Origin of the sequence: Propionicicella superfundia DSM 22317, from assembly GCF_000423465.1 — a bacterium.
GTDB classification, from domain to species: Bacteria; Actinomycetota; Actinomycetes; order Propionibacteriales; family Propionibacteriaceae; genus Propionicicella; species Propionicicella superfundia.
In genome coordinates this window covers 413,462-427,500 of the sequence record NZ_KE384020.1, presented here as the reverse complement: position 1 = coordinate 427,500, position 14,039 = coordinate 413,462, and the positions used below count along the sequence as shown (strand labels likewise).

General features: G+C 70.5%; 9 protein-coding genes. 2 read left to right on the top strand and 7 right to left on the bottom strand.

Going from position 1 to position 14,039, the window contains the following annotated elements:
- Positions 1 to 257: 257 nt before the first annotated feature.
- Positions 258 to 1,805, bottom strand: a complete 1,548-nt coding sequence (locus G555_RS18505) for an RNA polymerase sigma factor (RefSeq protein ID WP_084634866.1) — start codon at positions 1,803 to 1,805, stop codon at positions 258 to 260.
- A gap of 250 nt (positions 1,806 to 2,055) precedes the next feature.
- Here G555_RS18505 and G555_RS0107070 point away from each other — a divergent pair, with 250 nt between their 5' ends.
- The gene (locus G555_RS0107070) at positions 2,056 to 3,006 is read left to right on the top strand and encodes a sigma-70 family RNA polymerase sigma factor (protein ID WP_028708343.1); all 951 of its coding nucleotides are present in this window, start codon (positions 2,056 to 2,058) and stop codon (positions 3,004 to 3,006) included.
- A gap of 96 nt (positions 3,007 to 3,102) precedes the next feature.
- Here the strand turns inward: G555_RS0107070 and G555_RS0107065 are convergent, their stop codons facing one another.
- From G555_RS0107065 to hrpA, 4 genes are all read right to left on the bottom strand, one after another.
- Entirely contained in the window at positions 3,103 to 3,978 is an 876-nt protein-coding gene (locus G555_RS0107065; RefSeq protein WP_028708342.1) for an acyl-CoA thioesterase, read from the bottom strand.
- A complete protein-coding gene (locus G555_RS0107060) occupies positions 3,962 to 4,873 on the bottom strand; it encodes a PAC2 family protein (protein ID WP_028708341.1) in 912 nt (303 codons plus the stop codon). Before G555_RS0107060 ends, G555_RS0107065 begins: the two co-directional genes overlap by 17 nt.
- A gap of 221 nt (positions 4,874 to 5,094) precedes the next feature.
- Positions 5,095 to 6,321 (bottom strand): hypothetical protein, encoded by a 1,227-nt coding sequence (locus tag G555_RS0107055; RefSeq protein ID WP_028708340.1) that lies wholly within the window; start codon positions 6,319 to 6,321, stop codon positions 5,095 to 5,097.
- Between the two features lie 132 nt (positions 6,322 to 6,453).
- Positions 6,454 to 10,218 carry an ATP-dependent RNA helicase HrpA gene (gene hrpA, locus G555_RS18500; RefSeq protein WP_036921551.1) on the bottom strand — a complete coding sequence of 1,255 codons (3,765 nt, stop codon included), beginning with the start codon at positions 10,216 to 10,218 and terminating at the stop codon, positions 6,454 to 6,456.
- 209 nt (positions 10,219 to 10,427) lie between these two features.
- Here hrpA and G555_RS18495 point away from each other — a divergent pair, with 209 nt between their 5' ends.
- The gene (locus G555_RS18495) at positions 10,428 to 12,686 is read left to right on the top strand and encodes an HAD-IB family hydrolase (RefSeq protein WP_051208531.1); all 2,259 of its coding nucleotides are present in this window, start codon (positions 10,428 to 10,430) and stop codon (positions 12,684 to 12,686) included.
- Here G555_RS18495 and G555_RS18490 read toward each other — a convergent pair.
- Both G555_RS18490 and G555_RS0107035 read right to left on the bottom strand, forming a co-directional pair.
- Positions 12,676 to 13,089, bottom strand: a complete 414-nt coding sequence (locus G555_RS18490) for a pyridoxamine 5'-phosphate oxidase family protein (protein WP_051208530.1) — start codon at positions 13,087 to 13,089, stop codon at positions 12,676 to 12,678. The genes G555_RS18495 and G555_RS18490 overlap by 11 nt on opposite strands.
- Positions 13,090 to 13,091: 2 nt before the next feature.
- Positions 13,092 to 14,021, bottom strand: coding sequence for a T3SS (YopN, CesT) and YbjN peptide-binding chaperone 1 (locus G555_RS0107035; protein WP_028708339.1), 930 nt, complete (start codon positions 14,019 to 14,021; stop codon positions 13,092 to 13,094).
- Between the last annotated feature and the right edge of the window lie 18 nt (positions 14,022 to 14,039).

The window sequence follows — 14,039 nt, the reverse complement described above, 5'->3', positions numbered from 1 at the left end:
GGGAACGCCACCGAGAGCATGGAAAACCCGGACCTCCGCCCAGCCGCACCCCTGGTCCTGCGGTCCGGGAGGTCGGTGCCGTGAGCGTGGACGGGACTGGCCCCCGCCGAGCTTGCGAGGCGGGTGGTTGCGAACGGCACCGATCCCCGGACCGCAGGACCGAACCGACCGGACCACAAGGGCCGGACCACAAGGACCGGACCACAGGACGCGGAAGCGTCCCCGGGCGGCGATGTCGATCGGCGGGCGCTGCGCTCTCAGTCGAGGTAGTCGCGCAGAACCTGCGATCGCGACGGGTGGCGCAGCTTGCTCATCGTCTTCGACTCGATCTGCCGGATGCGCTCGCGCGTCACGCCGTACACCTTGCCGATCTCGTCGAGTGTCTTGGGCTGCCCGTCCGTCAGGCCGAACCGCATCGACACCACGCCCGCCTCACGCTCGGAGAGTGTGTCGAGGACATCGTGCAATTGCTCCTGCAGCAGCGTGAAGTTGACGGCCTCGGCCGGAACGACGGCCTCGGAGTCCTCGATGAGATCACCGAACTCGGAGTCGCCGTCCTCACCCAGCGGAGTGTGCAGCGAGATCGGCTCGCGCCCGTACTTCTGCACCTCGACGACCTTCTCGGCCGTCATGTCGAGTTCCTTGGCCAACTCCTCGGGAGTGGGTTCACGGCCGAGATCCTGCAGCATCTGCCGCTGGACACGGGCGAGCTTGTTGATCACCTCGACCATGTGGACGGGGATGCGGATCGTACGTGCCTGGTCGGCCATGGCACGCGTGATGGCCTGCTTGATCCACCACGTCGCATAGGTCGAGAACTTGTAGCCCTTCGTGTAGTCGAACTTCTCGACCGCGCGGATGAGGCCCAGGTTCCCCTCCTGGATGAGGTCGAGGAAGAGCATGCCTCGACCCGTGTACCGCTTGGCGAGCGACACGACCAGCCGAAGGTTCGCCTCCAGCAAGTGGTTCTTCGCGCGGCGTCCGTCCTGGACGATCCATTCGAGGTCGGGGACGTCGTCGCCCGGGGTCTCGTCGTCGGAGGCGAGTCGCTCCTCGGCGAAGAGACCCGCCTCGATCCGCTTCGCGAGGTGTACCTCCTGCTCGGCGTTGAGAAGGGCGACCTTGCCGATCTGCTTCAAGTAGTCCTTGACCGGATCGGCCGTGGCGCCCGCCGCCATCACCTGCTGCTCGGGCTCGTCGGCGTCGTCGGCGTCGGACAGGCTGAAGCCCTGGTCCTCTGTGAGCTCCTTCTCCAGCGTCGCCTCCTGGGCCGGCTCGAAGGTGGAGTCGTCCACGTCGTCGAGACTGCGCTTCTTGCCACCCATCTTCAACACGACGTCGTTGCCGTCGCGCTCGAACTCGACAGCCGCCGTTCCCTTCGTGAGGACCTCCTGGACGGTGGGCCCGCCCTTGCCCTCGCCGTCGGGCCCGGAAGCGCCCGCCGCCGCATCCTCCGCGGATGCCGGCTGGACCTTCTTCGACGTGCGCTTCCGTGTGGTCTTGGGCTTCGCCTGCGTATCCTCGGCCGCCGTGGCCTTCGATCGCGTGCGGCGGGCCGGTGTCGCGTCCCCGGCGGCCTTCTTCTTGGGCGTCTGTCGCCGCGACGCCGGCGCGGCGGTCGACTCGGCGGATTCCTCGGGTGCGCTGACGACCTCGAGCGCAACCTCGGCCTTCGCACGGGAACGTGTTGTTCTGCGCCGGGGAGCCGCTGCCGGCGGCTCCGGAACCTCCGTGGTCACGGCACCCGCTTGGCGCGCTGCGGCGGGGACTGCGTCCGGACGGGAAAGTTCACCTTGCTGATCCACGCAACACCTCTCGACGGAGCAGTTTTGGGGCAGACAACAGCTCGGTGTTGTCAAGACCTCGACTCGCTGCCATTGTGCCACGCTTGAGGGCGTGGGACAAACGGCATGTACGACCGTAGTCTGATGCTCCAAACCCGCGATCTGCGACCTGGGGCCTCAGGGCAGGCTCCCGGGGTACTCTCAGGGCGAACGCCGGAACCTTCCACCCGCGTGAGGGCGTTCTACAGACGTCTGCACCGAGAGGAAGCACATGTCTGCACTTGCGCATCGCTCACGCGTCACCGACGGCATCGACGGGAAGGACTCGGTCGGTCTCTATCTCGACGAGATCGCCAAGACCCCCTTGCTCGACGCCGCCACCGAGGTCGCCCTGGCCCGCAGGATCGAAGCGGGGCTCTACGCCCGCGCGATCCTCGACGGAATGGTCACCCCGGTCGAACGCGGCGAGGACGCCGTGGCCGCCAGCACGGCTGAACTCGCCGAGATCGTCCGGATGGGCGACGAGGCGATGCACCGATTCGTGACCGCCAACCTCAGGTTGGTCGTCTCTGTCGCCCGCAAGTACGGACGCAATCAACTGCCCCTGCTCGACCTCGTCCAGGAAGGCAACACCGGCCTGATCCGGGCGGTCGAGAAGTTCGACTACACCAAGGGGTTCAAGTTCTCGACCTACGCCACGTGGTGGGTTCGCCAATCCATCAGCCGCGGCGTGGCACAGCAGGCACGCATCGTCCGCCTTCCCGTACACGTCGCCGAGCAGGTCAATCAGGTCGGCGCCGTGCGGCGGACGCTGGAACGTCGCCTCGGCAGGGAGCCGGAGCTGTTCGAGATCGCCGACGAACTCGACGTCGACGAGGCCCGCGTCGTCGAACTCCTGCGCCTCGCGCGGGAGCACGTGAGCCTTGACGCCCCGGTCGAGGAGGACGGCGACACGGCGCTCGGTGATCTCATCGCCACCGAGTTCTCTCCCGGTCCTGACGAGATGGTGTTGGACGCCGAGGAGCGCGCGCGACTCGAAGAGCTGCTCGCAAGCCTCGACGACCGTTCCGCCGATGTGGTGCGACGCCGATACGGCCTGCTCGACGGCCGCCAGGCGAAGCTGTCCGACATCGGCGCTCACTGGGGAATCACTGCCGAACGAGTCCGCCAAATCGAGCGGCAGGCGATCGCCCGACTCCGCAGCAAGAGCGAGGCCGCGTAGAGCCGAGGCCATTTCCCCCACGTCGGGCCCGGTAGCCGAAGCCGGGCCCGACGTGTGTTCCGGGACGGACGCCCAGGGCCGGCGACGTCCGGATCGTCAGGGCAGCAGGGTCGGGTCCAGCGGACGGATGAGTCCCTCCTGCACGCACAGCGCGCTCAGCCGGTCGTCCTGGAAGATGCGCCCCTGCCCGATCCCCAGCGCATGGTGGGCCGACGGGGAGATCTGGTCGTAGAGCCACCAGTCGTCGGCCCGGATCGGTCGCGGGAACCACATCGCATGGTCGAGCGAGGCGACCTGGAGGCGATCGGAGACGAAGGTGGCGCGATGGTTCACAACGCTGGAGCTGAGCAGCGTCACGTCCGATGCGTAGGCCACGAGCTGCTGGTGCACGACCGGGTCGGCCGGCAGCGCCGCCGACGCCCGCACCCACACCCGCAGATGCGACGCATGGCTGTGGGCGGGGATCGTCCCGTCGGGACCGGACGCCCCGATGAACCGGACGTCGAGCGCGCCCCACTCGGCCAGCCACCGCTCGGGCCCGCCGGTCGTCTGCCGTCCGAGCACCTCGGCCAGAGGCGGGCACTCCTCCGGGGCGGGGATGCCGGCAGGCACCGTGTCGAAGTGGTCCAGACCCGGCTCGGTGACGTGCGACGAGGTGATCATCGTGAAGATGTCCTTGCCGCCCTGCCACGCGGTCACGCGCCGGGTCGTGAAGCTGCGGCCGTCGCGGAGGGCCTCCACGTCGTAGTCGATGGGCTGGTCGACCGCCCCGGGGCGCAGGAAGTACCCGTGAAAGGAGTGGTTCCACCTGTCCTCGGGCACGGTCTGGTGCAGCGCTCCGAGGCACTGCGCCAGCACCTGGCCGCCGAAGACCCGCTGGAGCGTCGTCCGGTGAGGACGGGCACGGAATCGCCAGTGCGAGAGCCGCTCCAGCTCCAGCTCTGCGAGAAGTTCGTCAACGGAAGCCGGCATCGCCCGGATCCTGAGGTTTCTCCTGCTCCGCGAGGTAGGCCTCGACCGCGGCACCGATCTCGTCGGCGCTCGGCAGATTCTCCGGCGAGACCCGCGCGAGCTTCTCGTACTGCTCCTCCAGCGCGCGGACGAGCTGGGGCAGTTCGTTGTCGGAGCTGAGCTCGGCGTCGATGCTCGCCAGGTTGGAGGCGACGAGGGATTCCAGCTCGTGCACGGGGAGGTCGAGCCCGCCGCGTTCGGCGAAGCGGCGCATGAGGGCGACCGACGCCTGATAGAAGGACGTCTGCGCGAGGTAGTGCGGGACATGGGCGACGTAGCCCACGGCCGTGCGCCCTTCCAGCCCGGCGCGGTACTCGATGACCGCCGAGATCCCGGCGGGCACCTCCACCCGGTCGAGCCAGGCGGGGTTGCCCGTGGCGAGCGACGGATCGCTCGCGTGGGTGTGGATCAGGGTCGGACGCGTGTGCGGCACGGCGATCGGCACGCCATGACCGCTGAGCAGCATGCGGACGCCGAGGCGCTCCGCCAACTGCAGCACCGCCTCGATGAACCGGTTCCACTGGCTGTCGGGCTCCGGCCCGTTGAGCAGCAGGAACGGCTGCCCCGACAGGTCGGTCATCTTGTACAGCCGCAGGGTGTAGTCCTTCACCCCCTCCCACCGATTGGTGTCGAAGGTGGCGATCGGGCGGCGGCTGCGGTAGTCGTGAAGCTGGTCGACATCGAAATCGACGAGCACTTCGTTGTCGAGTTCCGCCAGCAGCGTCTCGGCGACGGTGCGCCCGGCCGTCCCGGCGTCCATATACCCGTCGAGGTAGTGGATGAGCACAGGCTCAAGACCCCGCATGGAATCCCATACCTCGGGGTCGAGGGAGTACAGCAGACGTGGATCAAGCATCGGGGACACTCTACTCACGCCCACCACAGCCTCCGCACACCGGTCCCGCGCCGGGACCCTCGTGTGCGCAGGCCATCGGCGCGGCGCGGCGCGCGGGCCACGCCGGATGGGATCCGGGGCCCACCGCAGGACGGGGACGCGACCTGCGGTGGGTCCCGGTGGGCGGCCGGTCGGGCCGCCCGGACGGAGGGCGTCCGGGTTCTCGCTGTACCTCGCTGTACCTAGCCCGTCACGCCGACCAGCTCGATCGGTGCCTGTGACACCGAGACCGTCTTCCAGACCTTGCCGCCGGAGTAGTCGACGATGTGGAGCGAGTTCGTCGCCGGATCGGTGATGTAGGCCATCCCCTCCAGCACGGTGAGTGCCGGGTGCGCGGTCTGCCACTCCTCCGGAACCGTCCACGCCGAGGTCACGCTGATCGCGCGCCGCTCCGCACCGGTCTGCGGGTCCAGGACCCTCAGCACGCCGTCGGTGCCGAAGACCAGCGCCTCGCCCTCGTCGCCGCGCGCCAGCCCGCGCCAGGTGTACCGGGTCGACAGGGGAACCACCTTCATCGAGCCGCGGGCGACGTCGGTGAGGGACACCGACGAGAGGCCGATGCCGCCCTCGGCGTCGGTCTTGTAGTCGCCGAGGACCCACGTCGACCCGTCGACCGCGAAGGCGTTCCCGATCCGCCCGAAGGCGTCGGGCGAGGAGATCTTGCTCACGGCGCCCTCATGGAAGACGAGCATGCCGTTCTCGCAGCCCACGACCTGGTAGGCGTCGTCGGCCACGGCCTCGCCGTGGACACCGGGACATTCGTCGCTCTGCACCACGGTCGTGTCCGACCCGTCGAGCAGCGCGGCACCGGTGCGGGTCGTGGTATCGCCGCGGGTGACGAGCAGCGAGCCGTCCTTCCCCGCGATGGCCACGCCGTGGTGCGCGGAGGCCGTCGTGTAGGAGCGCACGACGGCGACCGTCCCTGCGGCGGCGGCGTCGGTCCAGCCGTCGGCCCCGGCGACGGTGACCGTGCCCGTGCCGTCGTCGAACAGCGCCGTGAGTCCGTCGTGGACGACGACGTGGCCCGGCTCCTCGGCCTCGACCAGGACCTGCGTCAGCGACGGCTCCGTCGTGTAGGAGTGGGAATGGTCGCCGTGGGCCTTGGACCACGAGCCGGCGTCGAGCACGGCCCAGCCGCCTGCGGTGGACACCATCACGTGTCGTCCGTCTCCCGCGGCGTTGATGCGGTTGAAGCCGCTCAGGGCGAGGTCGGCCACCTGCTCGCCCGTCGTCGCGTCGAGCACGAGCAGGCCGCCGTCGTACGTCAGCACGAGGCGCGGCTTCTGGCCCGCCGCCTCCGCCGTGGCGCCCGTGACGGCCGGCGTCGTCGAGGCGCCCGGCGCGGCGCACCCGGCCAGTGCCGTGGCGACGGCCAGGCCGCCGATGAGGGATCGAAGTAGGGGTTGCACGGTTCTCCATTCGTTCGGATGAGCGACAGTGCCACCGTAAACGCTATTGAGACCCATTCTCAATTCGATGGCAACGCCTGCTCCCCGCGCAGCACCCCGGCAGCACCGGCGCTCGAACCGCTCCCCCACCGGCTACGGCTGCGCTGCCTCCACCGCGGCGATCGCCCGCAGGACCCGCTTCACCGAGACCGGCTCTGCGGTCCCCAGCGCCTGCGCGAACAGGGAGACGCGAAGCTCTTCGATCTGCCATCCGACCCGCGCCACCTCGGCCGGGAGCGGACCCGCCGGCTGTGCGGCGCAGAGAGCTGCGTACGCATCCTCGACGACCAGGATGTCGTCCAGCCGCTGCGCCTCCCGGGCGGCATGCGAACGAGCGGCCACGAGACGACGGCGCAGTGCCTCCAGATACCGCGGCAGCCGGGCGTCGTACGGTGCCGGCGTCGCCGCGACGAAACCCGGATAGACGAGGTTCGCGAGCTGCTCGGACGCGTCCGCCACGGTATCGCCCGCTCTCAGCCCGGCGAGCTCGGTCCGTACCGCCCGCACGGCGGCGAGCACCTCCGCCGTGCGCGTGACGACGGCGACCATGCGGGCAGGGACCGTCGGCGCGATCGCACGACGAACCGCGTCGAACGCGGCCTCGTCCCGGATGCCCTGGACATCGCGGTGTTCGGCCAACAGGTCGCCGACCGCCTTGAGCCGGCAATCGGCCAGCAGGGACGGGACGGCCGGGTACGGGCTGTCCCCCAGTCCCAGCTTCACCGCATTGCTGAGCCGGCCCACGACCCCCTTCGTGGCGTCGGGCAGCTCCAGCAGGGCCAACCGCCGCACGCCCGCCTCGTGGGATGCGCGCTGGCGGGCCGCGGTGTCGAAGACGGCGACGCCGACGGCTCCGCCCTCGTCCACGAGCGCCGGGTACCCGACCAGCGACTCGCCCAGCGAGACCGTCTCGGGCACGGGCCCGAAGTCCCAGTGCCGCCGCCCCGTGACCGACAGGTCGCGCGACCGCGAGGTGAGCACTTTCGTGGCGTCCGCCGCCAGGCGCTCGCGCAGCTCCGCCAGATCGGTCCCGGTCGCGACCTCGGTGTCGCCGTCCAGGACCCGGTACTTCACCTGCAGGTGCGCCGGCACCCGCTCGGGTGCCCAGGCCGACGCCGGAACCGCCACCCCCGTGAGCTGCCGCAGCGCCCGGGCGAGACCGGCGGGCAGCGACTCCCCCGGCGGGCCGGGATGCCCGGCGAGCCACTCCAGCGCCGAACGGGCCGTGTCGGGGGCGGGGACGAACCGGGTCCGCAGCGCCTTCGGCAGCGAGCGGATGAGCTCCGTCGCGAGTTCGGCACGCATTCCCGGCACCTGCCAGGAGAACGCCTCGGGCGTCATCTGGTTGAGCCGGGCGAGGTCGATCTCCACGCTCACCCCGTCCGTCCCGGCGCCGGGATCGAACACGTACGACACGGGCAGGTCGGCCTCGCCGACCGTCCACACGTCCGGGTACCCGTCCTCGTCGACCTCGGTCGCGACGACGTCGTCGGGCAGGAGATCGAGCATGTGCTCGTCGGCGCGCCGCTGCTGGCGCCACCACGCGTCGAAATGGGCCACGGAGTAGATCCCCGCCGGAATGCGGGCGTCGTAGAACGCGAAGATCTCCTCGTCGGACACGACCACGTCACGGCGACGCGTCCGCTCCTCCCAGACGGCCGCCTGCCTGCGCAGGGCTTCGTTGCGGTGGAAGAACTGGTGGCGGGTGCCCCACTCGCCGTCGACGAGGGCGGCGCGGATGAACAGCTCCCGCGCGACGACCGGATCGATCCTCCCGTACACCACCGACCGGCCCGCAACGATCGGAACGCCGTAGAGCGTGACCGTCTCGGTGGCCATGACATTCCCCATCCGCTTGCTCCAGTGGGGTTCGGCGTAGCGGCGGTGCACGAGATGAGCACCGGCCCGCTCGACCCACTCGGGTTCGATCGGCGCGACCGTACGAGCCCACAGCCGCGTCGTCTCGACGAGTTCCACGGCCATCACCAGTGCCGGAGCGACACGGGCCGCGCTGGAACCCGGATTGATGGAGAAGCGCGTTCCCCGCGCCCCCTGGTACTCCGCGATCGGCCGCCGCCGCCGCGCCGGCTGGGCACCGGCCTGCCGATCGTCCCGCAGCCCGACGTGCGACAGCAGCCCCGCCAGCACCGCCTCGTGGACCGCGGCAGGGTCGGCGGCCTGCTCGTTGCGGTCCAGGTGCAGGTCTCGGCAGGACTGCTTGAGCTGGGCATGCAGATCCTGCCACTCGCGGATGCGGAGATAGCTGAGGAACTCGGCGCGGCACATCCTGCGGAACGCGCTGCCCGACAGCTCGCGCCACTGGCGTCGGACGTACTGCCACAGACGCAGCAACGCGGAGACGTCGGAGTTGTCCGGGGCCGCGCCCTCATCGGCCCCGAGCGGCGCCCAGAACCGCCGGTGTGCCGCGTCGGCCTGGTCCCGTGCGGCGGACGGCCGCTCCCGGACGTCGGGGATGGCCAGCCCCGCCGCGATCGGGAGCACCTCCCGCAGGCATCCGAGCTCGGCCGCGGCGAGGATCATCCGGCCGAGCCGCGGGTCGACCGGCAGCGCCGCGAGACGCCGCCCGACCGTCGTCAGGACCGGCGAGCCGCGGCCCGTGCGCTGCGCCGACGGAGCCAGCGCACCGAGCTCCCGCAGCAGCCGGACGCCGTCGGTGATCTGCGTCCCGACGGGCGGATCGAGGAACGGGAAGGTGGCGATGTCGCCGAGATCGGACTGGGCCATCTGGAGAATGACGGCGGCCAGGTTCGTGCGGACGATCTCGGGATCGGTGAACTCTGCGCGGGAGGAGAAGTCCTCCTCGCTGTACAGCCGGATGCAGACGCCGGGCGCCACGCGTCCGCACCGTCCGGCACGCTGGTTCGCCGAGGCCTGCGAGACCGGCTCGATCGGCAGGCGCTGCACCTTCGACCGGGGCGAGTAGCGCGAGATGCGCGCCGTCCCCGGGTCCACCACGTAACGGATACCGGGAACCGTGAGCGATGTCTCGGCGACGTTCGTCGCCAGAACGATGCGAGTGCCCGTGTGGGGTGCGAACACCCGGTTCTGCTCGGCGAGCGAGAGCCGCGCGTACAGCGGCAGGATCTCGGTGTCCCGCAGGTCCAGCCCGGCCAGCCCCTCGGTCGCGTCGCGAATCTCGCGCTCGCCCGAGCAGAACACGAGGACGTCGCCCGGGCCCTCCGCGCGCAGCTCGGTCACCGCGCGGCAGATCCCGTCGACCTGGTCGGGCTCGCCGTCCCCGTCCGCGAGGGGCCTGTAGCGGACCTCGACGGGATAGGTCCGGCCGCTGACGGTGATGATGGGGGCGTCGCCGAAATGGCGGCTGAACCGCTCGGTGTCGATGGTCGCCGACGTGATCACGACCGTGAGATCGTCGCGTCGCCGCAGCAACTGCGTGAGGTAACCGAGCAGGAAGTCGATGTTCAGGCTCCGCTCGTGGGCCTCGTCGACGATGATCGTGTCGTAGGCGCGCAGATCCCGGTCGTGGGCGATCTCCGCGAGCAGCACGCCGTCGGTCATGACCTTGACCCGGGTCCGGCGGCTCGCGGCCCGGTGGAAGCGAACCTGATATCCCACGAACTCGCCCAGCGGAGTGTCCAGTTCCTCGGCCAACCGGGTCGCGACGGATCGGGCCGCGATCCGCCGCGGCTGCGTGTGGGCGATCGCCGAGCGACCGGCCGCGAGGCACATCTTCGGAAGCTGGGTGGTCTTGCCCGAGCCGGTCTCCCCCGCGATCACGACGACGCGGTCGGTTCGCAGGGCGGCGATGATCTCGTCGGCGTGCGCCGCGATCGGCAGAGCCGGATCGAAGGCGATCCGCGGCGTGGCAGACTCCATGACCCGGCCAGAATACGTGGCGCGGCGCCGGGCGGCGACCCGATTGCAGTGGACGGCCCGGCGGACACTGTCCCAGGTCGCCTCACCGGTGGCCGCCACGGCCGTTTCGCCGATCTTCCCGGAGTTATGGGAGCGCCGACCCGCCCGGGCGCCACCGTCCGCGGTGAGCGGGGGCGACAAGCCCGGCGATTGGACGTAGATTTTCCCGAGTGCCAGAACCACTCGCGGATGCCCACGTCCTGCTCACCGGCGCCACCGGCTTCGTCGGTCAGGCCGTCCTGGAGAAATTGCTCAGCTCGTACCCCACCACGCGGGTCACCGTCCTCGTCCGCCCTCGCGGGGAACTGACCGCCCAGCGGAGAGTCGCCGAACTCCTGCACAAGTCGGTCTTCCGGACGTGGGTCGAGCGGATCGGAGAGGCCGAGGCGCGCGCCGAGGTCGAACGGCGCGTCCGCGTCCTCGAAGGCGACCTGGGCGAGGTGCCACCGCTGCCCGGGGACCTCACGCACGTCATCCACTCGGCGTCCACCGTGTCGTTCGACCTGCCCATCGACGAGGCGTTCCGGTCCAATGTCCTCGGACCCGTGTCGCTGTATGCCGCCCTGCGGCAATCGGGCGCCGATCCGCATGTCGTCCACGTGTCGACGTGCTACGTGGCGGGATTGCGCAAGGGACTCGCCGAGGAGCGCTCCCTCGACCACACGGTCGACGTGGACACCGAGTTCGCCAGCGCCCGCGAGGCCGGGCTCGGCGCGGAGGCCGACTCTCGGCAGGCCGGTGTCCTGAGACCGCTCCTCGCCAAGGCCGAGCAGGAACACCGCCGTGCGGGCGCCCTCGCCGTCGCCGAGGCCGCCGAGGCACGCCGCCGCGAGTGGGTGCACGACGTCCTGGTCGACGCCGGCCGGACCCGTGCCCAGTCGCTCGGCTGGCCCGACGTCTACACCTTCACCAAGGCCATGGGCGAGCGCATCGCCGAACGCGAGTGGGGCGCCGCGCACCGGCTCTCCGTCGTCCGCCCCACCATCATCGAGTCCGCCCTCCGGCATCCGTTCCCGGGCTGGATCGACGGCTACAAGGTGGCCGACCCGCTGATCGCGGCGTACGGCCGGGGCCTGCTGCCCGAGTTCCCGTCCATCGCCGACACCATCCTCGACATCATCCCCGTCGACCATGTCGTCAACGCGATCCTCGCCGCCGCGGCGGCCGCTCCGGCGGCCGGTGCGCCGCAGTACTTCCAGGTCGCCTCCGGGAAGCGCAACCCGCTACGCTTCGGCCCCGCCGTGCGCATCATCCGCGAGTACTTCCGTGCCCATCCCCTGACCGACGCCGCCGGTCTGTCCATCGCCGTCCCGAGCTGGACCTTTCCGGGCGGCTCGCCTGTCGAGCGCAGCCTGCGACGCCGCGAGCTCGCCGTCGCGGCGGCCGGGAAAGTGGTCATGCGCCTGCCCGCCACCGCGACCACGAGATCCTGGATCTCGACGGTGTACAAGGCGCAGCGCGACCTCGTCCGGCTGCGGAAGTTCACCGACCTGTACGCCCCGTACACCCTCACCGAGGTCGTGTTCGACGACACGCGAACCCGGGCGCTGCACGACGCCCTGCCCACGGAGCGGCAGGCCCTGCACGGGTTCGACGTCACGTCGTTCACCTGGCGCCAGTACCTGCAGGACATCCACATCCCGATGGTGCCGGGGCTGATGCGACCCCGGCGCACGGCATCCACGCCGCCGCGACCGGCCCCCCTGCCCCGACGTCCCGACGTCCTGGCGGTGTTCGACCTGCACAAGACGGTCGCCGCCGCCAATCTGCTCGAGCACTACATGTGGATAGAGATGGCGCTGCACGGCACGGGGCGGGCCCTGCGGGGGTTCGGCGACCTGGCGCTGCACTCCGGCGCGTACCTGCAGGCCGAACGCCGCGACCGGGGCGACTTCATCCGCACCTTCATGCGTCGCTACGCGGGACTGCCCGAGTCGGAGATCCGCGCCGCGATGAACACGGTCGTGGCCCCGCAACTCCGCAGCAGGCTGATCCGCGAGGCCGTCGCACAGATCGAGGCACACCGCTCCGCCGGGCACCGGACCGTCCTCATCACCGGTCAGATCAAGGTGTTCGTCGAGCCGATCGCCGACCTGTTCGACGTCGTCGTGGCGGGCGAGATGGAATGCGACGAGGCCGGGGCCTGGACAGGGCATCTGGCGACGTCGCCGCTCGTCGGGGAGGCACGGGCGACCTGGGTGCGCCGGTACGCCGAGGACGAGGGGTTCGATCTCACTCATTCGTACGCCTACGGCGACTCCTACGCGGACCGGCCGTGGCTGGCCGAGTTCGGCAACCCCGCGGCGGTGAACCCCGACGCGCAACTGTACCGGTTCGCGCGCGAGCGGCGCTGGCCGGTGCTCGCCTGGACCGACACACCGCGCGCCCGCTTCTCGCCGCGCTCGGCGGTCCGGCGACTCAGGACGTAGCAGGCCCGCCGGCGGACACGGCCCGCCCCGAATACGAGCGGGGGATGATCTCGACCACCACATTGCGCGGCCCGGGCGCCCACGGTTCGGGGAACATGCCCGGAGGGGTCGACGAGACCCGCGCCTCCCCCTGGACGAGCACGCTCCAGCCCGACGCCGTGTCGGTGTCGATGTCGTCGATCTGCACCGCGACCTCGCTGAGCGTGGTCAGCTCCGCCAGGATCGACTCGGACGACGTCCGGAAGTAGATCTTGCCGTCGGCGACCGTGTACCGCACCGGCAGGACCTGCAGGCCGCGACGTGACAGCCAGGCGACACGGCCCACCGACACACCACGTACGAGATGCTCGCACTCGGCCGGATCGAGCCGCTCGAATGTGCCTTCATCCTCGACAGAAGACATGCTCACCTCGGATTCTCGTTGGGGAAGGTGGTGCGGCCGTGCAGCTTGGCCGCCAGATCGTCGTCCACGCCGTCGGCGACCTGCGCGACCGCACTGATCGCCTGGTGCAGGTGCGCCGGCACGAACGGGTGTGCCAGGACGCTCATGTTCACGAACACCCGGTCGCGGACCAGTTGGAACCGGACGTAGCGCGCCTCGGAGTTCAGATCGTTCAGCACCTCGACGGCCCGGCTGCGGCCCTCGACATCGTGGACGACCGCCGAGAAGACGAGCACCTCGCGCGCATCGGGAGTGCTGCGCACGAACACCATCGTGGACCCGAAGCGGATCGCGTAGTCGCCGTCGGCGTCGCGGAACGGCTCGTGGCCGAACAACTGCGTCAGCTCTTCGGCGATCATCGCGTCGAGGTGCGCGCGATCGTCGGCCAGGTATGCGATGACATCCTCGGCCGCGAACGGCGTCCGCCCCTGCATCGGCTGCGGCCGCGGTGTGAGAACGTCGGCGAGCTGGTCCGGGGCGAGGAACGCCGGGTGCTGCACCCCGTACACGTCGCGCAGCGTGCGCACGGTGAGCGCGGCGGCCGCGGCGGCGTCCTCCTGATCGAACCGTGCCCAGAAGCACGGGGTGGGGTGCTCGCCGTCGACGTTCGGATCGTGCCATCCCATGCGCGACATCAGGTCCAGCGATGTCACGCCGAGCTGGTACCGCTCGGTCAACTGGGCGTTGCTCGCCGCCTCGAGGGTGAGGACGCGGGCGGCATCGCAGGCGAAGCGAACGAACGGGGTCTCGCCCTCCGCGTCGGCGAGCAGCATGCCGATCGAGAGGTCCCCGGTGTCGTCCATCACCGCGAGAACCTCGCTCAGCCGCTCGGTGAAGGACGTCCACGCGTCCGCCGTGCTGGCCTCGAGGTCGAACGTCTCGTACTCGTGCATGCGCATCCCCTTCGCGCC